Origin of the sequence: Marivirga atlantica (assembly GCF_016734805.1) — a bacterium.
GTDB classification, from domain to species: Bacteria; Bacteroidota; Bacteroidia; order Cytophagales; family Cyclobacteriaceae; genus Marivirga; species Marivirga atlantica.
In genome coordinates, this window is sequence record NZ_JAERQG010000002.1 from 154,321 (window position 1) to 180,663 (window position 26,343).

Annotated in this window: 21 protein-coding genes; 11 read left to right on the top strand and 10 right to left on the bottom strand. The window is 38.2% G+C overall.

The features are described from left to right. Window positions 1–259 precede the first annotated feature (259 nt). Entirely contained in the window at window positions 260–4,756 is a 4,497-nt protein-coding gene (locus JKP34_RS08125; protein WP_201919622.1) for an ATP-binding cassette domain-containing protein, read from the top strand. Window positions 4,757–4,763: 7 nt separating this feature from the next. Here JKP34_RS08125 and JKP34_RS08130 read toward each other — a convergent pair whose 3' ends face one another. Both JKP34_RS08130 and JKP34_RS08135 read right to left on the bottom strand, forming a co-directional pair. Next, window positions 4,764–5,717 carry an ion channel gene (locus JKP34_RS08130; protein WP_201919623.1) on the bottom strand — a complete coding sequence of 318 codons (954 nt, stop codon included), beginning with the start codon at window positions 5,715–5,717 and terminating at the stop codon, window positions 4,764–4,766. Window positions 5,718–6,562: 845 nt separating this feature from the next. Continuing rightward, a complete protein-coding gene (locus JKP34_RS08135; protein ID WP_201919625.1) occupies window positions 6,563–6,889 on the bottom strand; it encodes a GIY-YIG nuclease family protein in 327 nt (108 codons plus the stop codon). A 241-nt stretch (window positions 6,890–7,130) separates the two neighbouring features. Between JKP34_RS08135 and JKP34_RS08140 the strand changes: the two genes are divergently transcribed. The 6 genes from JKP34_RS08140 to JKP34_RS08165 all read left to right on the top strand — a co-directional run bounded on the left by JKP34_RS08140 (window position 7,131) and on the right by JKP34_RS08165 (window position 13,769). Then, complete coding sequence (locus JKP34_RS08140) at window positions 7,131–9,176, top strand: OmpA family protein (protein ID WP_201919627.1); 2,046 nt, start codon at window positions 7,131–7,133, stop codon at window positions 9,174–9,176. Window positions 9,177–9,279: 103 nt separating this feature from the next. After that, on the top strand, window positions 9,280–10,395 hold the full coding sequence (locus JKP34_RS08145) for a cytochrome-c peroxidase (RefSeq protein ID WP_201919629.1): 1,116 nt from the start codon (window positions 9,280–9,282) through the stop codon (window positions 10,393–10,395). Between the two features lie 169 nt (window positions 10,396–10,564). Beyond that, the gene (locus JKP34_RS08150) at window positions 10,565–10,852 is read left to right on the top strand and encodes a hypothetical protein (protein ID WP_201919631.1); all 288 of its coding nucleotides are present in this window, start codon (window positions 10,565–10,567) and stop codon (window positions 10,850–10,852) included. 159 nt (window positions 10,853–11,011) lie between these two features. Further along, window positions 11,012–11,743, top strand: coding sequence for an MbnP family protein (locus JKP34_RS08155; RefSeq protein WP_201919633.1), 732 nt, complete (start codon window positions 11,012–11,014; stop codon window positions 11,741–11,743). Window position 11,744: 1 nt separating this feature from the next. Beyond that, a complete protein-coding gene (locus tag JKP34_RS08160; protein WP_236664946.1) occupies window positions 11,745–12,746 on the top strand; it encodes a cytochrome-c peroxidase in 1,002 nt (333 codons plus the stop codon). A 33-nt stretch (window positions 12,747–12,779) separates the two neighbouring features. After that, window positions 12,780–13,769, top strand: a complete 990-nt coding sequence (locus JKP34_RS08165; protein ID WP_201919635.1) for a hypothetical protein — start codon at window positions 12,780–12,782, stop codon at window positions 13,767–13,769. 57 nt (window positions 13,770–13,826) lie between these two features. On the opposite strand, the gene JKP34_RS08170 is transcribed toward JKP34_RS08165, so the two are convergent. From JKP34_RS08170 to JKP34_RS08185, 4 genes are all read right to left on the bottom strand, one after another. After that, the gene (locus JKP34_RS08170; RefSeq protein WP_317193689.1) at window positions 13,827–14,105 is read right to left on the bottom strand and encodes a VIT1/CCC1 transporter family protein; all 279 of its coding nucleotides are present in this window, start codon (window positions 14,103–14,105) and stop codon (window positions 13,827–13,829) included. A gap of 3 nt (window positions 14,106–14,108) precedes the next feature. Beyond that, window positions 14,109–14,321, bottom strand: coding sequence for a helix-turn-helix transcriptional regulator (locus JKP34_RS08175; RefSeq protein ID WP_201919637.1), 213 nt, complete (start codon window positions 14,319–14,321; stop codon window positions 14,109–14,111). Between the two features lie 312 nt (window positions 14,322–14,633). Further along, complete coding sequence (locus JKP34_RS08180) at window positions 14,634–15,215, bottom strand: hypothetical protein (RefSeq protein ID WP_201919638.1); 582 nt, start codon at window positions 15,213–15,215, stop codon at window positions 14,634–14,636. Window positions 15,216–15,384: 169 nt separating this feature from the next. After that, window positions 15,385–15,618 carry a hypothetical protein gene (locus JKP34_RS08185; protein WP_201919640.1) on the bottom strand — a complete coding sequence of 78 codons (234 nt, stop codon included), beginning with the start codon at window positions 15,616–15,618 and terminating at the stop codon, window positions 15,385–15,387. Window positions 15,619–15,675: 57 nt separating this feature from the next. Here JKP34_RS08185 and JKP34_RS08190 point away from each other — a divergent pair, with 57 nt between their 5' ends. After that, window positions 15,676–16,986, top strand: a complete 1,311-nt coding sequence (locus JKP34_RS08190; RefSeq protein WP_201921493.1) for an MFS transporter — start codon at window positions 15,676–15,678, stop codon at window positions 16,984–16,986. On the opposite strand, the gene JKP34_RS08195 is transcribed toward JKP34_RS08190, so the two are convergent. Both JKP34_RS08195 and JKP34_RS08200 read right to left on the bottom strand, forming a co-directional pair. After that, a complete protein-coding gene (locus JKP34_RS08195; RefSeq protein ID WP_201919642.1) occupies window positions 16,983–19,562 on the bottom strand; it encodes a PAS domain-containing sensor histidine kinase in 2,580 nt (859 codons plus the stop codon). The two genes, JKP34_RS08190 and JKP34_RS08195, sit on opposite strands and share 4 nt — an antisense overlap. Before the next feature lie 130 nt (window positions 19,563–19,692). Then, on the bottom strand, window positions 19,693–20,745 hold the full coding sequence (locus JKP34_RS08200) for an AraC family transcriptional regulator (protein ID WP_236664947.1): 1,053 nt from the start codon (window positions 20,743–20,745) through the stop codon (window positions 19,693–19,695). Between the two features lie 30 nt (window positions 20,746–20,775). On the opposite strand from JKP34_RS08200, the gene JKP34_RS08205 reads away from it, so the two are divergent. Next, on the top strand, window positions 20,776–22,299 hold the full coding sequence (locus JKP34_RS08205; RefSeq protein ID WP_201919644.1) for an aldehyde dehydrogenase family protein: 1,524 nt from the start codon (window positions 20,776–20,778) through the stop codon (window positions 22,297–22,299). 66 nt (window positions 22,300–22,365) lie between these two features. Continuing rightward, window positions 22,366–22,728, top strand: a complete 363-nt coding sequence (locus JKP34_RS08210; protein ID WP_201919646.1) for a DUF779 domain-containing protein — start codon at window positions 22,366–22,368, stop codon at window positions 22,726–22,728. 4 nt (window positions 22,729–22,732) lie between these two features. Here JKP34_RS08210 and JKP34_RS08215 read toward each other — a convergent pair whose 3' ends face one another. Together JKP34_RS08215 and fmt are read right to left on the bottom strand one after the other, a co-directional pair. Continuing rightward, window positions 22,733–23,236 (bottom strand): dihydrofolate reductase, encoded by a 504-nt coding sequence (locus tag JKP34_RS08215; protein ID WP_201919648.1) that lies wholly within the window; start codon window positions 23,234–23,236, stop codon window positions 22,733–22,735. A gap of 1 nt (window position 23,237) precedes the next feature. Continuing rightward, the gene (fmt, locus tag JKP34_RS08220) at window positions 23,238–24,155 is read right to left on the bottom strand and encodes a methionyl-tRNA formyltransferase (RefSeq protein ID WP_236664948.1); all 918 of its coding nucleotides are present in this window, start codon (window positions 24,153–24,155) and stop codon (window positions 23,238–23,240) included. A gap of 139 nt (window positions 24,156–24,294) precedes the next feature. On the opposite strand from fmt, the gene JKP34_RS08225 reads away from it, so the two are divergent. Beyond that, complete coding sequence (locus JKP34_RS08225) at window positions 24,295–26,343, top strand: SMP-30/gluconolactonase/LRE family protein (RefSeq protein ID WP_201919650.1); 2,049 nt, start codon at window positions 24,295–24,297, stop codon at window positions 26,341–26,343.

Below are 26,343 nucleotides of genomic sequence, written 5' to 3' on the forward strand. Positions count from 1 at the left end.
TTTAAAGCAACGAAAATATTACTTCTATCTATTACATACAAAAGTATTTTGTTAAAATAACGTAGTCGTTTTTTTAAGGTGAAGTGGTAAGAATGTGAATATGCAGCTATTCAATTTGGTTAGCTTAAGTGTTAGAATAATTACAGTTTTGTGTGATCTTTTTCAGGGTGTCAGGTAATCTCATATTTAATTTCAGAAACAATCGTCCTCCCATATTCTTATTAACTTTAAGTTTTAGAAAAAATAAAAAGTAGCCTTTATGCGCATTACCAATGCCCATCAGAATAACCTCAAGCATATTGATCTTACACTTCCTGAGAATCAGCTCATTGTAGTTACCGGTTTATCAGGTTCCGGGAAATCATCCCTCGCGATGGGTGTAATTGCCAATGAGGGCTACCGTCATTTCCTGGAGAGTCTTCCTGCCTATACCCAACAGAATAGTCAGTTAATACCTACTGCGGAGGTCGATGATATCACGGATCTTCCTCCGGTTATCAAAGTGGAGCAATCTAAACGTTTTCAATCTACACATGCAACTTTCGGCACCTTGTCGGAGCTGGCGGCTGTATTCAGAATTCTTTTTGCGCGCTATTCGGCAGAGGAAACAATGAGTAAATCACTCTTCTCCTTTAATCATCCTAAAGGAGCTTGTGAGGTATGCAGGGGCATTGGTGAGGCGGAATATATTGATATCAATAAACTGATTGGCAATGAAAATAAGACTTTAAGAGAAGGTGCCATTACCACCACTTTGCCGAATGGTTATATTGTCTATTCGCAGATAACGGTAGATGAGCTTAACAAGGTTTGCCAGGCACACGGCTTTAGCGTTGATGTACCCTGGAAGGATTTGACAGATGAGCAAAGAGATGTTGTGCTGAATGGTAGCGAGCGTGTCAAAGTATTTTATGGGAAGCATAGCCTGGAGTCACGCCTGCGATGGGAAGGTATTAAAGCCAAGCCGCGCGAGGAAGGCTACTATAAGGGCATGATGCCGATTATGGAAGATATCCTTAGGCGCGATAGAAATCCCAATATTCTAAAATTTGCCAGTGCACACATCTGTCCGAGTTGTAAAGGAGCCCGCATCAAGGCCGAACACTTAAAATTTAAGTGGCAGTCATTGAATTTTGCCGAATGGATGGATTTGCCTTTAGAGGCACTTCACACTAAGCTGAAAGCCTTGAAATTGTCAGCAGGGGAGCAGGTTTTAGTAGAAAGGATAACTACTCAATTATTTGATTTGATCAAGCTCGGTATGGGCGAATACCAACTTAGCAGCCCTAGTGTTGATATTTCTTCGGGTGATGCGCAGCGCATCAAGCTGGTGAATCAGTTGAGTAGCAGGCTGCAAGGCATGCTTTATGTTTTTGATGAACCTTCCATAGGGCTGCCTGCCGACTACCAGATTTATTTACGCCATATGCTCAACCGCTTGATCAAGCGAGGTAATACAGTGATGGTGGTAGAACATGATTTGAATTTCATCCGCTCAGCTGATTGGATATTAGAGTTAGGCCCTGATGCGGGTATTCATGGTGGAGAAGTGGTTTTCAATGGTTCTATTCAGGAATTTCTTCAAGCCAAAAAAATAGATAGCCCCACTTTAAAAGCATTGGAGGCTGATCGATCAAAGGAAAATCAATCAGTTCAAGCGCTAAAAGTTGATATAGAAACCTTTCATCCTGAAGCTGGAAAGCTTACAGTAATCAGCAGAAAAACACCGGAATCAGTCAGCAGACTTTCTAAATTCTGTGAGGAGGCTGACTTAAACCTACTCACTGTCAATGACCAGCCTATTGGTAAAACACCGCGTAGTAATCCTGCTACCTACACAGGTTTAGCAGATAAAATCCGTGATTTATTGGCGAAGACCAAGGAAGCCAAAGCGCTAAAGTTAGCAAAGGGTGCCTTTTCTTTTAATAACAAAACAGGCAGATGCCCTACATGCGAAGGAGCAGGAGTTATCACCTTGTCTATGAGTATGATGGGTAGCGTAAACCAGGTATGCCCGAGTTGTAATGGTAAGCGATTTAAGCAGGAAGTTCTTAAAGTACATTGGCAAGAGAAGACGATCGCTGACATTTATAACCTCAGCGTTGAGGAGGCTTTTGATTTCTTTGAAGAAGAAAAACCGATCAGGCAGATAATTGATTTAATGCTTCAGCTGGGGCTGGGCTACCTCAAATTAGGACAACCATCTAATACCCTTTCAGGTGGAGAAGCACAGCGCATTAAACTGACGAAGCACTTTGCCAAAAAGTCGAAAAGTACTTTGCTGGTTTTGGAAGAACCCAGCATAGGCTTACACTATCAGAATGTAAGGCAGTTGCTCAAGGCTTTACATTTACTAAAAGATCAGACGGCAGGCATAGTTTGCTTTGAAAATCATCAGCTTTTTCAACAGGCTGCAAACTATTGGATCAACAATGCCAAGACATCTGCAAAGGAGCATTTGGAAGAAGAAGCTGAGCAGTCTCAGGAGGTGATCAGCATAAAAGGCGCTCGTACGCATAATTTGAAAAACCTGAATCTTGAGCTTCCAAAGCAACAGTTGACTGTGGTGAGCGGTATTTCCGGATCAGGTAAGTCATCTTTGGTTATTGATACGTTACATGGTTTTGGGCTGCAGGAAATGACCAGACAATTTTCAAGTTATCAGCAGTCGCGCGTAGGCGTGAATTTTCAGTTTGAGGTGGATGAAGTGATGGGGCTAACTCCTACCATTTGTGTCACCAGAAAGGAAAAGAGCTTCAGTTTGAGATCTGATATTGCCAAGCAAACAGGTATTGATAAATTGCTGCGTTTTGCTTTCTCACGTAAAGCCCAATTTGAAGGAGATGATTTATCAGCCAGCCATTTTTCTAATGAGCATGAATTAGGCAGATGTTCTGTTTGTGAGGGTGTAGGTGAGGAGATGATTCCTGATCTGAATAAAATCGTGCCGGATACTGATAAAAGCATAACGAGCGGTTTGCTAACGCATAATAAAACCCTTGCTGAATATGGTGATCCTGATAGTCAGTACATGGCGATTCTAAAAGCGGTTGGTTCTGAAAATGGTTTTGATCTTGATACAGCTTACAGCCAGTTGAATGAAGCGCAGAAACAAATCTTCCTTTATGGAACTGGAGAAAGAAAATGGCAGACTGAATGGCATTACAAGACAAAAACACGAACAGGTACACAGCAGCTCAATAAGAAATGGGAAGGTCTGTTGAATTATCTGTCCACAGAATATTATATGACTCGGAAGAATAAAAATATCGAGTCGCTAAAAGCCTTGTTCTCACCGGAAACCTGCAGCAATTGTAATGGAAGTGGACTACATCCTGAGAGACTGAAATATACATTGTCTGGTGAATCTATCCATGCTATAAAGTCGATGGATTTTAACGAGTTGTCCCACTGGCTTGAGCAAAATTATGATTCGGAAACTATTGAAGCACAATTGATTACTAAAATTAAGGAGCAGGTTCAGAGCACTGTAAGCCGCGCCAGAGAATTACATATTGATCATTTACAGCTCAATAGAAAGTCATCTACGCTTTCAGGAGGTGAGAATCAGCGAGTGGCTCTTATCAAGCAGTTAAATTCTCCGCTAAAAGGCATTACTTATTTGCTGGATGAACCCACAGCGGGTTTATCTCAGGAGAACATTCCTGATTTGCTCAATATCCTGCAAGAGTTAATCCGAAAAGGTAATTCAGTGATAGTAATTGAGCATAACAAAGAGCTAATAATGGCAGCAGATCATCTGGTGCAAATTGGACCTGTTGCAGGTAAGGAAGGTGGATATCTCATTTATGAAGGAAGTTCTAATGCATTCCTGGAACGTCCGGAATGCCATCCATTCTTAAAAACAGCTGCTGAAAAAGTGGAGCTGAATCAGCGTGGAGAAATGATTGCTATAGAAGGAATCGAGCGGCATACTTTGATTAAAAAGTCACTGAGCATCCCCGTTGGCGGAATTACTGCTATAAGCGGTAAGTCAGGTATCGGAAAAACCACGCTGGTAAAGGAAATACTAATACCAAGCATTAAAACCGGAAAAGCGAGCTATTGCGAACAAATAAGCTTTCCTAAGCAGTATACAGATGTACACTATTTTGAGCCTAAAAAACTGAGAAGCTATGCCAGTACTTTGTTGGTAGATTATTTGGGTTTATTGGGTGAAATTACCAGGCAATTTGCCGCTGAAACTAGCTTGAAAGCCAAAGATTTCTCCTACAAAACCAAGAGCAGTCAGTGCCCGAATTGTAACGGAAAAGGCTATATAGAAACCAGCTTAGATGTAGCAGCTAATGCCATTGAAAAGTGCGAGGTATGTGATGGTCAGCGTTATAAGCCATCCATATTGATACATCAGCTTGGCTCTCACAATATTGCCGAAGTACTGGCTATGAATTTAACAGCGCTTGATGGCTGGTTGCGAGAGAGGAAAAGTGGAAATAGGATTTTCGACCTACTTCATCAACTGACGGATGTAGGTTTAGGACATCTCAGGTTAGATCAGCCGGTACAATCTCTCTCTTCAGGTGAAAGACAGCGCTTATTATTATTGAAATGGATTGAAGAACAAGCATCGGGTGAGTTGTTCATTTTGGACGAACCCAGCATAGGCCTTCACTATGCTGATATCGACCTGATGTTTGCCATGCTCGAGCGACTAAGTGCTCAAAATGATGTGCTGGTGATAGATCACAATCCTTATTTGTTGAAAAAGATTGGCGTAGGGCTGAAGCTTGAGTGATGAATTTTTAATCGTTGAGTGCCGCTTCTTCCGTTTCATTGATGCCGCTAATGTCAATCGATAGCCGGCCATTGTCATGGCTTATCAAATATTTGAATTTTCTACCCCATTGCAATTCATCAAATTTGTAAGACGAGCGTGAATAAACTGATTGTGAGAAAGATTCATCAAAAGCCTTGATTACAACTATTACTTCCATATCTCTGCGCATGAGTTCTTCAGCTGTTAGGTTTTTGAAAGGGCTTTCATCTGTTATAGGATGTACCAAAGTCCATGAGGCAGGCAGAAATACCACTTTGGAGCGCTCTAATTCCAAAGAATAATAATCGCGCATGGCGGAATTTTCCCTAAGCACAGATAAAGAAACATTAGCCTCTACTTCCAGCAGTTGATTACCGCGCGGATTTACCACCCTAAACATGAAGCCATTAATATTCTTATAGGGTGCAATGATGGCATTTTCACTGTATTTCAAGTGGGCTGATGGCTTTGAGAAACGGCCATAAACCAAACCAGTAGCGAGTGCAAAACCCAAAAGCCCAAGCATGGATTCAGTAGCGGCCACAATATTGGTTACCAGTCCGGTGGGAGCTACCTGTCCGTAGCCAAGGGTGGTAATGGTTTGCGCACTAAAGAAGAAGGCTTCCATAAATTGGTGCGTGGCTGTACTTCCTCTAATGCCTGTTAAATGTTCAATGCCTACGAGCATATAAAGCGAAGCAAAAAGCAGGTTGACGCAGAAATATGTGCTCAGCACTACCACCAGGAACTTGGTCCATGACATTGATACCAGGCTGTGGAAGAAATTGAATTTCTCGAAAAGCGGTACATTTTCCTTGCGGATGTTAAAGGATCCGTCTTTATTGAGAACACGGTAATGGCCTGATGTAGCTTTACCGCCTAACCCGAAGTCGTTGAACTCTTCTTTCTGATAGGATTTACGGGTTTCTTTAAAAGCCATTTTCTGCGAGTTTGGATTTTTGCATCAATAATAAATCTACTGATTTTATTTTTACTGAAGTCGTTGGATATTGTTAAAAATACTTGATCATGTAGTCATTTCGTAGCGCAGTGGAGAAATAATATAAATCTTACAGTAATTGAAACTAGATTATGATTTAGATTCCTCCATTGCATTACGGAATGATATTCTGAGCCAACAGATACTGTCATTTCGTAGCGCAGCGGAGAAATCTTTCTTATTTAGAAAGGAGATTATCCATTTTTTTAGGTTTTCCAAAAGATAAATGATGCTTTGGACGTTTAGCTATTACACCTATGAATTTAAACTACTAAACTTCAATTATTTAGATTCCTCCATTGCATTACGGAATGACATTCTGAGCTAACAGATACCGTCATTTCGTAGCATGGCAGAAAAATCTTAGTTACTTACAATAGAGATTCTCCATTTTCATAGGTTTTAAAAGATCAATAATGCTTTGAACGTCTGGCTATCACACTTATGAATTTAAATTGCTAATATTCAATTATATAGATTCCTCCATTGCATTACGGAATGACATTCTGAGCTAACAAGTATCGTCATTTCGTAGCGCAGCGAAGAAATCTTACTTATTTAAAACAGAGATTATCCATTTTTATAGGTTTTAGAAGATAAATAATGATTAGGACATTTGGCTATTACACGTATGAATTTAAATTGCTAATATTTAATTATATAGATTCCTTCATTGCATTACGGAATGACATTCTGAGCTAACAAGTACCGTCATTTCGTAGCGTAGCGAAGAAATCTAATGCTTTTTGGCTCAATTAATGGATGAAAGATTAAAATAGTCTGCTTCACCTAGAAGTAACATCAGGATGAGGAGGCCACTCCATTATTGTTGAGTTAAGAAAATTCCATTCGGAGTTTTGTCTATTTATCAAGGTCTCTTTCTTTTTTCTATTCCAATCTTTGATCTCCTTTTCTCTTGAAATAGCTTCTTCAGCTGTATAATACCTTTCAAAGTATAAGAGATTATAACAAAAGTATTTTCCTGCAAATGATTTCGGATTTCCTCTGTTAAGATAGTGCTCAATTAATCTTTGCTCAAGATTATTTGTCATGCCTGTGTATAGCACTGTTCTTTTAGGATTTGTTGTTATATAAAAAAAGAAATTGCTCATTAATTAAATCATATGATTTTAGTTTCCTTCACTGTATTATGGAATTACCTTCTAAATTAACAGATACCGTCATTTCGTAGCGCAGCGGAGAAATCTTTTTGGCAAACCAAATAGTTCAATATCCAGACTTGCAAAGCTAATTGCACAAATCTCATCTCATTTATTACATATAAACGCTACTTTTTTGTCGATGAATAGCTTGTTTTCTTCTTTTTGTTAAAATTGCGTTAAATTTTACCTCATGAAGAAAGTCCTTACCCTACTATTGTTATGTGCTACTATGGCTCAGGCTCAAGATGAGCAGGTGCTCTATAAGTTGGTTCAACTAGGTCGTAATGTCAACAGTCGATACCATGAAAGTGCTCCTTTGGTAACACCTGACAATCAAAGATTATACTTTACGGTTTCCAACCATCCGGAAAACAATGATGGAGTAGATAACTCTCAAGATATCTGGTATAGTGACAAACAGCCAGACGGCAGTTGGGGAGATGCCATCCATATGGAATCACCTGTGAATAATAGAAAGTTTAATCAGGTACTTACTATACTTGATGGAGGCAATACATTGCTGATAAGAGGAGGTAACCGCAAAAAGGAAGAGGGATTTTCGTTAATCTATAAAGATGGGGATAAATGGAAAGGACCTGATGAGCTGGAGATCGAAGGCTTTGAAGAGATGAACAATGGTCGTTTTTCAGGGGCTGCCATCAGCCAGGATAGAAGTGCTATAGTGATCTATATGAATGAACGAACAGCTAAGCCGTATTCTGATTTATACGTGAGCAAGCAAATAGAAGAAGGTAAATATAGTCGTCCGAAAAAGATCGAGGCGCTAAGTACTTATAAAGATGAATTTGGTCCTTATTTAGCTGAAAATGATAAGGTGATGTACTATGCCAGTAACAGAGAAGGTAGTATGGGCGGAGTAGATGTTTGGAAAGTACGAAGATTAGATGATAGCTGGCATAAATGGAGTGAGCCTCAAAATATAGGATCACCAATTAACACGGGGGGATTTGATTCTTATTTCTCTGTTGATTCAAGCGGCCAAAATGCCTTCACTACCAGAACTTACGTAAGTGCCGATGGTAGCAATATGAATATTTATGGTTTAGTGCCTAAGGCCAAAATAACTGTAAAAGGCCAGGTATTTGATGCTGAAACAAAAGAACCTCTCGATATTTTATTAGGAATTTCTGCACAAGAGGAAAAAAATAAAAGCATACAAACGGGTGCATCTGGTGAGTACAGTTTTACTACTTATCAAGAAAAGACTTATCAGTTCGGTGGTACTAAAATTGGTTACGAACAACTAACAGATGCCATTGATTTAACTGCTGGTTTTGATAAGGACACGGTTATTACGAAAGATATTTATTTACAGCCTGTAAAAGCGGAATTAGTGCTGTATGGATATATCACCGAAGCCGAAACACTTGTTCCTGCTAATGCCTATTTAAAGGTGATTAAGGGTGGTTTTAAAGATTCGGTGCAAACAGCTTATCAGGATGGAGGCTATAAATTAAAACTTGCTGATAAAGGTAATTACCTGATTCAGGTGATCTCGAAGGATTATGAGCTTGTACAGGATACATTAAATGCACAAGTAGAAGAAGGTACCTACTTCAAAGAATTCAGAAAAGATTATCAACTGAAGAAGATTGTGAGGCCTTACAAAATTTCAGGCTATGTATATGATGAAAAAACACAAGAGCCGCTTTCAGTAAAGCTCAATTTTGATGTGGGCGATAGCACCATTTTTAACGTAACTTCAAAAGCAGATGGCTATTATGAAGCCTTGGTAAAAGTACCTGATACAATTACCATTAGAGGACAAAAGCAAAATTACCTGAACCTGGAAGATAAAATCATGATCTCTGATGATCAGCGCTTTTTAGAGTATAATAAAGATTTATACATCAGCCCGATTGAAGTGGGTAAAACGGTGATTATCAATAATATTTATTTCAATTTCGATAAAACTTCCCTTAAAGAGGAATCCTTTCCGGAGCTGAATAGGCTTACTGAGCTTATGCAGCAAAACCCGGGTATCAAAATTGAAATTGGCGGCCATACGGATGATAAAGGAAGTGACGATTATAACCTCACTCTAAGTGAAGGCAGAGCTCAATCGGTTAAAGATTATTTAATTGAAAAAGGTATTGCTGCTGATAGAATGACTGCTAAAGGTTATGGAGAAACTGAGCCGATTAGTTCTAATGCCACGGATCAAGGCAGAGCCGAAAACAGGAGGGTAGAGTTTACTATATTGGCTATTGAATAATTTTGTATAATAAATAGGCACTGAAAAGAACTATAGTTGCACAACTTGCCGTTTATTGATAAATGGTTATTGCCAGACCAATTGATCCTGTAAATTCGCATTTATGATAAAAAATAATGCATGGTTTTTACTACTCTTGCTTAGCCTGATGGCATGTAAACAAAGAGAAACTATTGACCCTGTCGCTGAGACTTTCGAACTAAATGTGCCTGCCTATTTTGGCCCTTACAATGATAGGATACCGGAAGATAATCCTATCACCGAAGAAGGTTTTCAGCTTGGGCGAAAATTATTTTATGAGCCCAGGTTGAGTAAGGATAATACCATGACGTGTTCTTTCTGTCATCAACAAGAAAAAGCTTTTACTGACAGACGAGCTGTTAGCATTGGGGTAGATGGCTTACCGGGAAAAGTAAGTGCCATGTCATTAGTCAACCTGATGTGGTCCGATAATTTCACCTGGAATGGCAAAGATCCTTCTATAGAAGAGCAGGCTCTTGAACCCATTCAAAATCCTATTGAACTACATCAGTCATTAGAAGCGGCCATTGAGAAATTGGAGCAGGCTAATTATCAAGATGACTTCGAAGCTGCTTTTGGTGATCCTGAGATTACATCCGAGAAAATAGGTAAAGCCCTGGCACAATTTGAGCGTGCCTTAATATCAGCTAACTCTAAATATGATCAGTACTTAAGGGGAGAATATCAGCCTACAGCCTCTGAACGAAGGGGAATAGAGTTGTTTTATACACATCCTATTCCTGGACAGCTAAGAGGCGGAAATTGTGGAGATTGCCACTTAGGGCCCAGAACAAGTGGTGCTTTAGAAGGTTTTAGGGGTTTTCATAATAATGGAATAGATAGTGAGGAAACTATGGATGCAGGTTTATATGAGGTAACTGGTAATCCGGCAGACAGCGGCAAGTTCAAGGCTCCTAGTTTACGAAATATAGCGATTACCCCACCTTACATGCACGATGGGAGATTTAAAAGTTTAGAAGAAGTCCTGGATCACTACAATACTGGTATTAAAAGAAGCCCTACGCTTGATATACTTTTGAAAGAAGGAAGTAATGAGATTGTAAATCCTAACGAACCGGTAGATCTTGGCTTAACCGATCAGGAAAAAGAAGATATTATCGCTTTTCTTCATATGCTTACTGATGAGGATTTTGTGAGCAATCCGCGCTTTTCAAACCCTTTTACTAATGCTGAATAATTCGATCAAGCAATTGTTTGTACTCATTCAAAAGGATTGTACAAAAGTATTGTTTTAGTAAAGATCAACACTCTATATTTGCAACATCAGAAAGGTAGTATCCACATTGCTCTTGTGCTTATTCTTAAGCAACGTTTTCGTTTTCACGATCATTCAACTCAATTATGAGGTGAACAAGGAAAGGATTACTGAGCTGTTTTGTGTAAATAAAGATAAGCCTATCACTATGTGTTATGGTAAATGTTACCTCAAAAAACAACTTAATCAAACCAAAGAGGATAAGGAAGAAAACAGCTTTCAGCTGCATGAGATACCTGTATTTGTAGCCAATCAGATCGGTTATGATCTAGTGAATAAACCCAGAGTTTATAAAACGGACTTTAATTCTTTGTATAAAGAAGATTACCAATATCTGATCTCCCAAGATATTTTTCACCCGCCACAAACTTTTGCTTAAATATATTTTGTTACTGGTAAATACGTTGTTTACCAAGAGTTGTCACGTTTAAAAATAACTAATGATATGAAGACAAAGGTGTGCTTCTATCAATGTTAGTAAACAAGAAACCGTGAACAATTCTAAAACTTAAAAACACAATTAATTAAGCATTATAAGATGAAAAATATACTATACAGTTTATTAATTACCAGTCTGTTATTGAGCAGCTGTGATGAAGAAGAAAACCTAAAGCAGGCAGGTGATATTGAAATGAATTTCAATTTAAAGGCAGGCACTGAGGATTTAGTTTTCGAAGATGAGACTTATACCAATTCTGCTGGCAATCAGTTTTCCGTAAGTTCTTTTTGGATGTATATCAGCAATATCACTTTAATAGGCGCTGAAGGAACAGCCGACTATATTTTAGAAAATGATTACCATTTAATTGAAGGCAGTAAGTCTATTTCAGACTTAGTAATTGGATTAGATTCGGTGCCAGCTGGTAGCTATAACGCCATTCGGTTTTCAATAGGAGTTGATGCGCCAACAAATACAGATATTTCAGCTATTGTCGGAGAGCTCGATCCTGCAAGGGCATGGAACTGGAATACAGGCTATAAATTTGTTTCGCTGGAAGGGAATTTCTTTCCTGAAGGACAAGAAGCAAGAGGTTTAATCATGCATATCGGATTAGATCAGAACTATAAAACGCTCACCGTTGATTTTTCTAATAATCTGAATATTAATGGCGGAATGTCCAATATTGACTTTAGCGTTGATATCTTGAAGATGTTTGAAGGTGTTCATACCATCGATTTTTCTGTGACTAATACTATCAAAGCTCAGCCTGTTGAATCAGGCCAGGTAGCTGATAACTATGCCGCAGGTATGATTCAGTTAATGAATTAAATTGAGAGTTTTTGGCATCATATTGATTTTTCTATCAGCCTGTGCTGAGCCAGACTTAACACCCGAAACGAACTACTTCCCAAATGATTTTCCAACTTTAGCGGAGAATCAGACAGCTTTAAATAAAGAGATTATTGATTTAGGAAAACAACTTTTCTTTGATCAGCATCTTTCAGCAAACGGTGAAGTTAGTTGTGCCAGTTGTCATTTACCGGAAATGAGTTTTACTGATGGTGAGGCTTTGGCAAGTAATGGTGTGAGTGGAAATCAGCTGGAAAGACATAGCCCGGCATTGGTCAATTTAGCCTATATGGATAATGGTCTTTTCTGGGATGGTGGTGCCAAAAATCTTGAATCTTTAGTGTTTGCTCCCTTAACTCATCCTGATGAGATGGGAGCCGATTTAGAAGAGGTAAATAATTATTTGGCCAAGGGTTTTTATGAATCGGCTATAAAAAGCGCTTTTAAAGTAGATGAGGTAAAAGTTCAGTATGCTGCGAAGGCAATTGCTCAATATTTAAAGACACTTGTTTCCGATCAATCCAAATACGATAGTATGAGAAGAGGATTAGTGAATTTTAATAATGAGGAACAAAAGGGTTATGAGCTTTTCAAAGCAAATTGTAGCAGCTGCCACACTGAGCCATTGCTTACTGATAATTCATTTCATAATAATGGTTTGGATGCTAGTTTCGATACGGCTGATGAATCATTACATTCAGGGAGGTACAGAATTAGCCATAAAGTTGAAGATATAGGAAAGTTCAAAACACCTACATTGAGAAATGTGGTGATAACAGCTCCTTATATGCATGATGGCCGGTTTAAATCGCTTGATCAGGTTTTAAATCACTATCAAAATGGAATAAATAATTCAGCTACTTTAGATCCGCTTTTAATAAATGATAACTCCCTTGGAATTGCTTTTACTACTGATGAAAAAGCAAGTCTTATGGCATTTCTTCAAACACTAACAGATTCATCTTTTACAAAACAACATTAAATTTTACTAATACTACTTGTTTAAAGTATTGAGATGAAGAAATTTCTAGTAATAAGCTTACTGGCTTTTGGTGTTTTTAAACCTAAAGTACAGGCTTGTGATGTTTGCAATATATTTGAATACAGACCCTTAAATACCAACAACTATATTGGCCTTTTCTATCATTACAGAAAGTTTAATGGCTATAATGATTTAAATCAATCTAACAGTTTTTTTGGCAGTAGAGGACCACAAATGCATGAATTGGATGGAAGTAATCTGTTTTTTGAGAAAAGAAAGCAAGACTATGAGCGCTATCAGACTTTGGCTGTAAGGTTCAATTACAGACTTTTTGATCATTGGAATTTGTTAGTCATAGCTCCTTATGAAACCGTAGAAGTTCATTACAGTAGGGTTTGGAGTGTGATTGAGCCCGTATCGGATACTACCATGCAGCTTTCCGGCTTAGGTGATATTACAACCGCCATAGATAGAGTATTTACTTATACCAGTGGCAACAGAAAGCATATAGTAAGGCCTGGGATTGCCTTTAAATGGGCAACAGGAAATGCCAACAGAAGAGATGAAAATCGGGTACTTTACGATCCTGAGATTCAAACAGGTTCCGGTTCAAATGATTTTATGGTGAGGTTGAACTATCTGAATCTGGCTACTCAACAAGGGTTAGGTTATGCAGTAGCCGCTAATTACAAATGGAACTCAGTAGGAGCCCAAGACTATAAATTTGGCAATAGCTGGAATGCACAATTTAACTTGATGCATGTTTTCCAAAATACAAAGAACCAAACCAGCTATATTCCTAAACTGGGTTTATATGCGGAAGGAGCCTTGAAAAATAGCCGAAATGGCGAGCTCGTAAATTATACTGGAGGACAGGCCACTTTCTTAAATGTAGGAATGGACTTTCAACACAAAAGCTGGTCGGCACAGGTACTGTATCAACAGCCTGTATACCAGTCCAGAAATGGAAACCAGATTGGGAATGCAGGCAGGTTGAATTTGGTATTGTTGAGGAGTTTTTAGAATTAGATCAGGTAATCCTCAGGAATTGCAAGCTATGCTCTGGTAATTTCTTTTATTCTATACATTAACGCCAAAAATATAGCCTACCAATGCGGATAAGCCTAGCGCCAGGGTTCCCCATATGGTAATTCGAATTACCGCTTTTATAATATTTGAGCCTCCTGTTTTTGCAGCGGTTGCTCCTAGAATAGCGAGAAAAACTATCGTGAAACCATAAAGCCAATACTCCATATCCTGTACAGTTGCAAAGAGAACAATGAGTAGAGGTAATACACCACCAACAGTGAAAGATGCTCCAGACGCAATGGCAGCTTGTATTGGGTTAGCCTGACATATACTTTAGCTTTTTTCATCTCTTTCTGATTGTATTGGACCAAGTTCATGACCAAATAATGACAATACTTGATTCACTTTATCCATTTGCAAACTTTGCTTTCCTTGTTCAAGGTCTCTCACAAACCTTAGACCCACACCAGCTTTGAACGATAGGTCCTCTTGAGTTAATCCAAGAGATTTCCTTCTTTGTTTTACAAATTGACTTAGTTTGTTCATTTCAGTTATACCTTTTCGGGTATAAATATATGAATTTATAGTAGAATTATACCGGTACGGGTATAAATTCTTTTCAGGTAATCTTTTTATACCATAACGGGTCTAGTTAAAGGGTTGCTAGGCGACAATATACCTGATTGAGTATAATTGAATTAGCTACAACGCCTAGCTATGATGAGTGGGGATTAGAAAGCACTAACCTCTCGTCTCGCACATAGCCACGCCTTGATTTAAAATTAAAACTTGTGGCGGATTTTCCAATCCCCACGATAATATCCTGACCGATGAAACCCCATTCATTCATAGCATTTGTTACCTCTCGTCTTTTCTATTCGCTTCGGAGTTAACCCAGTTGACAAGTTTCGATTCTTTGCACATTTGTTCTAATTCAGAGCTGTCGCATTTAATCTGCCAGTTAGTTCGTGCTCTATATTTTCCGTACGTAAAATCAAAGCAATTCCTGATGAACGAGACGGTTTCTATGAAAGAGTTAAGATTCCATTGGATTCCGTAGTAATCTCCTCCGTAGATTTCAAAGTGTTCAGTTTCAAAGTAGATTAAACCTTCTCTTAATGTTACACCTGGGGGTGGAGGGGGAGGTAGAATTGGAATTGAAAAACCATGAATGTAAACTGTGTTATCAATAATTGGATTTTCACCTTCATTCCCACCGCTCATGCTTACCAGTTCACCATTCCAAGTTGTTAGAAAAAGGAACAGCTGTTGACCAACTTTATATTTTGTCCATCTCGCTGCGCATGGCCAATCTTGGAACCTCGCAATTTTTAATGTCCCCGAGTCAGCAGTTAAGCTACCTTCAACGTTCAGGGTGAAGTAGTTGGAATCCAATTCTACAATAGTTCCATAGACGATTTTTTCAGCCTTGATTATCATCTCATACAGTTCCAATGGCCTGTAGTCGGCTCGACTTGTTAGTCCGCTGAGCAAAAGAGTCGATATGATTAGAATGCATTTCAATGGGTTATGCTTATGAGAGGTAACACCCGAATATAGTCACTTTAGGTAACTATATCTACTTTATATGCATTTATAACTTTTACGGCTAGTTAATTAATGTGCCCCAGTCGGTATGCATTTCATCAAAACGGGTCATTACCTTGGTGATAAATTCATCCGTAATCAATGCTTTTAAGGCTTCTTCATCAGCTACTTCATATTCATCAATTTTGTAGGTTTGCTCGTACATGCCTATCTCAAATTTCACCAGGTATTTTTCATTCCAATTGAAAAGGGTGATTTTACAGTTGGGGTTGGGTAATTCGCCTATAACTCTCATTTGATGTTTTTATAACTATTCAGAAAATGTGCTGTTAATAAGCTATATTTTTTAATGATGGCAAAACTTTCAGCAGAATTCTACGACTTTTTAACAGAAGAAGATGAACCCAGAGCGTGCAGCGCAATTCCCGATGAGGCCTGTACGAATGTACCCAAAAATTTCACCCTCAACGTATTAAACGGAACGGCTTCAAAACTGGCGGAGAAGATCATCAGCCCTAACCTTACTCTGGCCTGGATCATGCATTTTTTTGGTGCTTCATCAGCCATAATAGGTGCATTGGTACCAATTAAAGATGCGGGCTCATTGTTGCCGCAGCTTTTTGTTTCCGGTAGAATAAGGTCTTTTGCCATCAGGAAATACTTCTGGGCAGTAAGTGCTTTGGTGCAGGCTGTTTGTTGGTTAGCGGCAGCAATTGCCATATACCTGCTTTCCGGACCAATTGTAACCTATATCATACTCGCATTGTTAGCACTTTTTAGCATTGCCAGCGGTGTTGCTTCAGTGAGTTATAAAGATGTAATTGGTAAAACAGTCCCTAAAGAAGTGCGAGGGCAGATGCTTAGTTACCGCTCTACTTTTGGTGGTTTGTTAGGCTTAATTGCCGGTGTGCTGTTAATTTTTGTGTTGAAAGATGTAGCAGATAAAAGCTTATATGCTGGTTTGTTTCTGGTGGCTTCAGTCTTATGGTTTATTGCTTCTACGCTCTTTTTTATGATAGAAGAAAAGGCCGGAGCAACTTCAGGAGGGAGGAGCCCTGTAGGTGAATTAAAAGAGGGGTTAAAACTGATCAAAACAGAAAGTAATTTTAGAAATTTTCTGATCACCAGAGGTCTCTTAATGTCCATACCATTATTACAGCCATTTTATGTGATAATAGCAAAAGATATTACTGATTCAAGTTGGAACCTTCTGGGTTACCTAATCATCGCCAATGGCCTTGCTCAGGTACTTAGTTCTCCGCTTTGGGGAAGGATTGCTGATAGATCATCGGTAAGTTTGATGCGCATAAGCTCGGTAGTAGCTATCATAGGGTTGCTATATGCACTTACTTTCTACTATTTTGAAGATTGGGGATTGGGTTTTTATGCTTTCTTACCCATCATATTCATCAACGGAATTGCTTATAGTGGAGCGCGCCTGAGCCGTAAAACTTATTTAGTTAATTATGCACCAGAAGAAGATAGGCCTACATATGTTTCCGTAGCTAATACAGCGATAGGAGTGTTTACCCTTGTAGCAGCAACTTTTGGTGTTGTAGCGGAGCTATTCGGTTTACCCGCTCAGTTAATTTTCTTCTTAATACTATTGCTAGCAGCAATTCTGCTCAGTTTCAGTTTGAAGAAGGTAGGCAATGCCGATTAATGATTCAAAACCTTAGGAATAGTAAAATGAAAGGTGCTGCCTTCACCTAAAGAGGAATCAATACTAATTTCGCCTCCATATTTTTCCACTATCTTTTTACAAATGGCCAATCCAATACCAGTGCCCTTATATTCAGTTTTACCATGCAATCTTTTGAATATGGTAAATACTTGTTCATGATGGGCCTCATCTATTCCAATGCCATTGTCTTTCACGGAAATTCTATGAAAATGCTCATCTTCCGAATGACTTACCTTAATTTCAGGCTTTTGATCTTTTAGCGTATACTTAATGCCATTGCCAATTAAATTCATAAGCACCTGCCGTAATGCTGTGAAATTGTAGTCTATAGTAGGTAGCTTATCATAACTGATCTTGGCATTTTTTGAATTGATTGTGTCATCAAGTAATCCCAATACTTGATCCATTATAAGGCTACAATCAACTTTTTCTATTTTGGCATTAGCATCCCCGGCCCTAGAGTATTCAAGCAAGTCGATTATAATCTGCTTCATTCTATGGCTGCCTTCTATTGCATAATTGATGTACTTTAAGGCATTTTCATCAAGCTGCTCGCCATAGTGTTGCTTTAACAACTCCATAAAACTTGATATAATGCGAAGAGGCTCTTGTAAATCATGAGAGGCAACAAAGGCAAACTGCTCTAATTCTTGATTTTTCTGTTTGAGGGTATTATTAAGGTTCTTAAGTTCAAACTCTGAAGCTTTGTTTTTAGATATATTTCTAAAATATACCGAAAGTCCACTTTCTGACGGGTAGCAATTCACCATAAACCATATCTTGGTTGGCGGATAATAATACTCAAATGAGTTGGACTTGTTTTCTCGTATACTTTCTTCAAATTTGTTATAAACCTTGGTGCCATGGGCTAAAGGGAAAATATCCCAAAGGTTTTTGCCTATCAGTTTTTCTGTCTCTACTTCAAATATGCGGACAGCTTCCTTATTTACGTAGGTGAAATTAAAGTCTTTATCTAAAGCTAAAAAGGCATCAGTGATGCTTTGTAGAATCTCATTCTGCTTTTGGTAGGCTTTTTCTAATTCTAGTAAAAAGTTTTTAGTAATGGTTATATCAACAAAGAAAACAGAAAAACCCTTTTCAGTTTTATAAATACGTTCATCAAACCATAAGTCATAATGCTCATAATAGAACTCGAACTTAGCGGGCTCTCCGGTTTTACGAACACTCTCTAAATGCTTATAGAATATGGTATTTTTAAGTTCTGGAAATACATCAAATAAATTACGGCCTACTAAATCGGGTAGTGAATTCCCCATAATTTCAAGCCCATGCTTGTTCATATGGGTGAAATTGTAATCATTGTCGAGCGTATAAAAGGAGTCAGAAATACTTTCTATAAAATCATCCTTTTCTGAAAAGGCTGCTTCCAGCTTAATTTTGTTGAGATGAGGAAGCGTATTATCCTGTGCGGTGGAAATCATTAAATCCTGATCGAAAAGAGGGATATTCTTCGCATTAATAAAGCGTCTTTTATTATCCTTACCCCTAACTGGTATATTAGTCCAGTTCATTCTTTCAGGATCACCACTTGTAATATCAGCAATAATCATTTTTTTGTATGATTGTGCCTCAGCATCATCTTCCGGATAAATCTTTGAAAGGAAATTTTCAACGTCTTCGAGTTCTTCTACCGGCCAATTATAAACTTCTGCAAATTGATTGTTTGCAAAAAGCTTTTTTCCGGTGCTGATGTAATTTACAGCCACGCCCATCGGTATTTCAGCTAATACTTTCTCGATTAACTCATTTCTTTCTTGAAGCTCTTTGGCGGTTTCCTTGGTAGAAGTAATATCTATTGAGTTAGCCACAATCCCTATAATTTCACCATTAACCTCAATAGGCTTTAAGAAGACTTTTTGCCATGTAGTCTTTTTTGTAGTGGTATCTATGTTTTCTGTATGGCTTTCAAAATCGATTTGCTCACCTGCTAAAACGCGCTGATACATGCTCTTCCAGAAATCTATTACTTCTTCAGGAAAGAAATTTTCGTCAAGCACTTTTTGACCTTGTTCTACCTGCACTTTATATTCTTGAAATATGCTATTCGCAAAGGCTTTATTGAATCCAGTTAATTTCAAGTTTCTATCAACACTCCAGATAAGGCTTTCAGAACTATTGATTAGGGAATCGTTAATCTGATGCTGAATTTCCTCTTTTTGTCTCTTGAGTGTTTGAGAAGTTATATCCCTGGCTATTGCATAGGTTTTTTGATTGGCAAAATCTACTTTCAATGTCCAGTTCAAGTAAACAATATCTCCTGCTTTAGATAAATACCTGTTAGTGAAATCATGGATAGTTTTGCCTTTGATAATTTCTTCAGCTTCTCTGTTCGATTTTTCAATATCGTCCGGATGAATAAACTCCTGCATGTGTTTCCCTTCAAGATCTTGAGAAGAATAGCCTAAGATGTTCTCTACAGCCTGACTCACCTTAAGGAAATAGCCACCCGAAGAAACAATACATATCATGTCAGGAGACAATTGCATGAACTGTTGTAGTTCAAATCCTAAGTCTACCGGCTGTTGATCCCCCATATAGTATTTTCAGTGAAAAAGTTTATTCTTTAAGATACTGGAAGCACCTTAAGATGAAGACAATATAAGTTTTTTTATTTTTTTTATGCAAGGTTTAAGAACTCCTATTCGTACTCCGTTAGTTTGTTTTTTAATTGATGGCTGTAGCATTCATTTTTCTATAGCGGGAGGGTGTGTTGCCTGTTTCTTTCAAAAAAGTGGTAGTAAAATGCGAAAGATTTTCGAAACCTGAAGTAAAGCAGATTGATGAAATTGGCATCTGAGAATTAGTCAATAAACCTTTAGCTATTTTAAGACGCTCTTTAACCACATATTTTGATGGAGTAATCCCAAATTGCTCTTTAAATTTTTTGTAGAAATTAGCTCTGCTCATACAGGCGGCTTTTGCTAATTGGTCAAAGTCTATCTTTTCATGCAGCTTACTCTTTATAATATCAATAACATATGCAAAAGGATGGCTGTTTGACAATTTTTTGTAACCACCATCAAATAGGTGTCGAGCCTGGGTTTGCATTAAGCGAACAAGCATTTCTTTTAATGCAAGCTCAATAAAAATATCCTTATTGGTTTCCTTTTCATTTTTGGAAAGGTTGATGATTCGATTAACTGTACTGTTAAGTTGCTCATTATTGATGATGTGGTGAATATCCTGATCAATTTGCCATTTCTCTTCCGGTAAAAGCTTTTCGTGATGCTCATTGAGTAAATCCAATGTGTTTTGAATAATGTTACTGGATATGCCCAAAGCCAGGCATTGTGTTGGTTGCTCTTTGTTAGCCTCAGGAAAATCAATCTCCATTAATTCATTTGGCCTTACTATTACAGATTCTCCAGGCAGATAGTCAAAAGCATTTCTATCCTTCAAATGCATTACCTTTTTGCCTCTCAACATAGCGGTATACACAAAATCATTAAATAACAAGCCTACATTTTCAGCTGCCTGATGTGTTTCAAAAACATGAAGCTCGCATTGATTGAAAGTATAGGTAGTTTGATTTTCCACCAGTTTTGATAGAGAATGTTCATTTTTTAAGGCAATCGATTGCAGGCGCTGGTTATTAATCATCTCGTATGTAGCTTCATATGGCTTATAAGTTACAACTTTTTTGAAAAGATTGAAATGTAGACTGGTACCAAAATATTGTATACTATCGGAAAAGAGTTTCTTTATTTTCTTCGGCAAATTTGACTATTCACAAAACAAAACAGAATAATGGAAACTATAGAAAAAAAACACAATGCTGTTGATCGCCCGTTGATTAAAAGTCAGTATGAGAACTTCATTGGAGGTGAATTTGTAAAGCCGAAAAGTGGAGAATATTTTGATAATATTAGCCCTGTTGATGGTCAAGTGTTGGCCAAAGCTGCGAGAAGCAATAAAGATGATATTGAGAACGCATTAGATGCTGCTCATAAGGCTTTTCCTGTTTGGTCTAAAACCTCAGCAGCAGGAAGAGCAGCGGTGCTTTTAAAAATTGCCGATATTATTGAGGATAACCTTGAAATGCTGGCCCGTGTAGAAACACTAGACAATGGAAAAGCTCTAAGAGAGACTCGTGCTGCAGATTTACCACTATGCGTAGATCATTTCCGCTACTTTGCAGCAGCCATTCGTGCTGATGAAAGTACCATGTCTGAACATGATGAAAATACGGTCAGTATAAATCTGCAAGAACCTCTTGGTGTGGTAGGCCAAATCATTCCTTGGAATTTTCCCTTATTGATGGCTACCTGGAAGATAGCCCCGGCTTTGGCTGCAGGCTGCTGTACGGTGGTGAAGCCGGCAGAACAAACACCAACTTCTATCATGGTGTTAATGGAGCTTATTCAAGATGTAGTGCCTGCTGGTGTAATTAATGTTGTAACAGGTTTTGGACCTGAAGCAGGTAAACCTTTAGCACAATCATCAAGAGTAGCTAAAGTGGCCTTTACAGGTGAAACCACAACAGGTAGATTAATAATGCAGTACGCTTCCGAGAATCTAATCCCTGTAACTATGGAACTTGGGGGTAAATCACCTAATATTTTTATGAAGAGCGTGATGGATGAGGATGACGCTTTCCTTGATAAATGTATTGAAGGAGCGGTAATGTTTGCTTTAAATCAAGGGGAGGTTTGCACCTGTCCGTCCAGAATATTGGTGCATGAGGATATAGCAGACGAATTTCTGAAAAGAGTTGTAGAAAGAACCAAAGCCATCAAAATGGGACATCCGCTTGCGGAAGATACTATGATGGGTGCACAGGCTTCTAACGATCAGTATGAGAAAATTCTTTCTTATTTGGACATAGGCAAAAAGGAAGGAGCAGAAGTACTTTGTGGTGGCGAACCAGCCAACTTAAACTCAGGTTTAGAAAATGGTTATTACATCCAACCAACTATTTTTAAAGGGCATAATAAAATGCGTGTTTTTCAGGAGGAGATTTTCGGACCAGTAACTTCGGTGACTACTTTTAAAACCGTTGAAGAAGCCATTGAAATTGCTAATGATACACTTTATGGTTTAGGAGCAGGCTTATGGAGTAGAGATGCCCATGAGCTTTATCAGGTACCACGTGCAATCAAAGCAGGTAGAGTTTGGGTAAACAATTACCACGCGTATCCGGCTCATGCACCTTTTGGTGGCTATAAAAAATCAGGTTTCGGAAGAGAAAATCATAAGATGATGCTAGATCATTATCGCCAAACCAAGAATATGCTTATTTCATATAGCAAGGATAAACTTGGTTTCTTTTAGTAGTAGTTTAATAGATGGTTAAATTAAACTTGCCTGTAAAACAGGCAAGTTTTTATTGTTCTCAACATGGAAGTCAATAAAATAGATATTACAGAAGAAGCAAAAAAAGTAATTGACCAACTGAAAGATCGGTTTGGGCCTCTAATGTTTCATCAAAGTGGAGGCTGTTGCGATGGTTCTTCACCTATGTGTTTTGAAGATGGAGATTTCAAAATAGGGGAGAGTGATATCAAATTAGGCACTATCCATGGCTGTGATTTTTACATGTCTAAAGACCAATATGAATATTGGAAATATACACACCTAACCTTAGATGTTACACCCGGCAGAGGTTCTAGCTTCTCTTTAGAAATACCCATGGGTGTTCGTTTTATGATCAGATCACGGATGTTTACACCTCAAGAGTTAGAAGTGCTCGATATTTCTTAGGCTTTTACGACCTTTCATAAACAACAAAATCAAAAGCGTATTTATGCTTTTCATCTTTAGGATGTTTTTTTCTGCTCACTTCTTTCCATTCCGAAAGGTCAACATCAGGGAAATAAGCATCTGCATCAGGGAATTCAGCATATACTTCTGTTATGTATAATCTATCGGCATGGGGTAAACACTGCTTATAAATTTCTCCACCGCCTATTACAAATAACTCCTCTTCATTATTGGTACGAGCATAGTCAATTCCTGATGCTACATCATGAAAAACCTGGGTACCATCAAACGACCAATCTTTGTTTCTGGTGATTACAATGTTTACCCTGTTTTTTAAAGGTCTGAAGCTATCAGGGAGCGAATCAAAATTCTTTCTGCCCATTAATACATGATGGTTTCTGGTAGTGTCTTTAAAGTACTTCATGTCATCGGGCAGGCTCCAAATCATGTCATTGTCCTTTCCGATGGCTCCATTTTGAGCACGTGCCACTATCATTGAAATTGTCATCTTACAGCTGGTTTCCTCTTAAAAAATCTTCCACAAACATACGCTTTTTTCCTTCCTGCTGAAGTTCTTTTAAAGCAACTTTGCCTTTTCCGCATTGAACGTGAATATAGGTTTTGTTATCAGTGTCTATACTACCTGGCTCAGCTGTTGAACTTTCATCAACAACTTCTACGAAATGAAGCTTGAATTTTTTATCATTTAGTATGGTCCAGGCTGAAGGAAAAGGATTGAGTCCTCGCACAAAATTGTAAACCTCTTCAGCCGGTTTGTTCCAGTCAATTTCTGTGTTTTCTTTAAAGAGCTTCGGTGCGTGTTTCAACTCTTGATTGGTATCTTGCTCAATTAAAGTATAATCTTCGTTTTCAATGGCTTTTACAGTTTTCAATACTAAGCCTGCACCCATTTGCATAAGTCGCTGATACAAAGTCCCTGTGGTATCCTTTCTAAGAATTTCTTCTTTTTCCTGCATGATGATGTTGCCAGTATCAATCTCATGTTTCAGAAAGAAAGTGGTTAGTCCAGTTTCCTTTTCTCCATTGATCACTGCCCAGTGAATAGGTGCCGCTCCTCTGTATTGAGGTAAAAGTGAACCGTGTAAATTGAAAGTTCCAATTTCCGGCATGCGCCAAACCACTTCAGGCAGCATTCTGAATGCCACTACAATTTGCAGGTTGGCGTTAAGTTTTCTTAGCTCTTCAATAAAAGTCTCGTCTTTCAAGTTGGTTGGCTGCATAATGTGTAAGCCTGCCTCTAATGCATAGTCTTTCACGGCAGAAACAGCCATTTTCTGGCCACGACCTTTTGGTTTATCAGGCGCTGTAATTACTGCGGCTATGTCATAACCACTTTCAACTAATATTTTTAAGGGAGGAACTGCAAAATCAGGAGTTCCCATATAAACGATTCTCAATTGCTGCATTTTGCAAAGTTAATGGAATGCCCTTATTTGAAAACATCTTATACCAAGAAGATGGATATACCCCAATATGGGGGAAAGTGAATTTAATAGTTTTTGAGATATTGCTGCCACTTAACCTACTAACCTAAATCATGCTATAATGACAAGATTCTTACTTTTTTTAACTCTGATGAATATGCTGATGAGCTTGAGCTTTGCTCAGGATTATGTTACTGCATACAATAATGGTAAAGAAGCATTCGAAGCTAAAAACTATAAAGCTTACTTAAGAGAAATGCAGACGGCCAATCAAATCAGGCCTAACCACCAGACCATTATGTATCATTTGGCCCTGGCGCAAAGCTTGAACGATAATAGCGACTCGGCTTGCTACTGGTTGAGAAAGGTAATCAATATAGATGCATACAATTATCCGCTTGACAAAGAGCAGTTAAAAGGGTTAAAGGAAAGCTCATGCTATCAGCAATTGGTTAACCGACAGGAGTTTTTGCAAAATGAATTACTAAGTTCTGCTACGCTGTTATCAATTGCCGATTCAAGTTTACACATTGAAGGTGTAGCCTATGATGCTAACAACAGAAGGTTTTTGGTAAGCAGTATTAACAAAAGAAATATTTTCGCCATTGATCAGAATGGAAATGCTATGGCTATTTTGAAGGAGGCTTTGCCACTTTCTCAAACAGGAATGGCTATTGATGCTGCTGGTTTCCTTTGGGTAGCTGCTATGGGCATAAAGGAGGGCGGTTTATCAGAAGATAGTCCCCAAATAGATCGATCTTCACTGTTTAAAATTGATTTAATAAAAGGTGAAGTTATTGAAAAGTATGAATTAAGTGATGATGAACCGCATTTGTTCGGTGACTTAATTATCAATCAGAAAGGAGAAATTTTAATTTCTGACAGTAGGCAAAACATAGTTTATCTGTTAGATGGAGAAGGTCTTAAAACGTATTTGAAACATGATGATTTTATTTCGCTTCAAGGCTTGGTTCAAATAGATCAGTATCTTTTTATAGCTGATTATGTAAATGGAATATACGCCTATAATACCCACAGTAAGCAACTTCAAAAACTTGAAAATAAGCTTGATATCAGTTTGAAAGGCATAGATGGTTTATATGCTGATGAAGAAAGGTTAATAGCTATTCAGAATGGTACAAAGCCTTTTAGGGTAATCTCTTTATCGCTTGATGAGTGCAACGAAACGATCACTTCTTTTAAAGTCCTGGACAGATTTTATTCAGAAAAAGCAGAGCCTACTTTAGGTATATCTCGCAATCATGTATTGTATTATGTTTCCAAAAGCTTCTGGCCATTGAATAAAAATGGTGTGATTGAGAACCCTGAAAATATAAAACCTGAGATTAGGTTACTGAGATTGGAAGAAACTATCTCTACTACTGCATATGATAGGGAAGAGTATGTGAAGGTTCTTAATAACCATGAGGATGAAGCACTCTTTTTCTATGAGAACAATTGGCTGGTTTTCAGGAAGTATGCTAAGAAACATGGCTTTATTGAAGGTTATGAAATAAAGCAGGTCGCTGATTCGGATTATGATATCATCTTGACAACTACTTATAAAGATGAGCAGCAGGAAGATTCTATTGAGGCGCATTTTAAGAAGTGGATGAGTACTCAAAGTGGCGCCAACTTATTAAATGAATTAACACCTAAAGATTTCAGAAAGTCTATAAAAGTAGAAAAACAAGCCATTTTGACAAGCAATGAACTAAAAGGAAGTCGTATTTCTGCAGGTTGTACAGATTCTGTTCATCGTGTCTTTGACTTTTGGCTGGGCGACTGGGAAGTGCATAATCCGCAAGGAAATTATGTAGGTCATAATCATATAAGTTTGGTGGAGAACGGCTGCGGACTAAAAGAGCAATGGTCAGGTGCCGGAGGAGGCTATTCGGGAACCAGTTACAATTTTTATGATGCTAATACTGGTAAGTGGCACCAAAGCTGGATTGATAACCAGGGCGGTATTTTGCAACTCAAAGGTGGAATGGAAAATGGTGTAATGGTGATGAAAACTGAGCCAAGCCTTAATGCGAATAATCAAACAGTGATCAACAAAGTAAGCTGGACGCCTAAGAGCGAAAACGAAGTAGTGCAGCTATGGCAAGTTTCAACAGACAATGGCGAAAACTGGCAAACGGTTTTTCACGGAATTTATAGGAAGTAG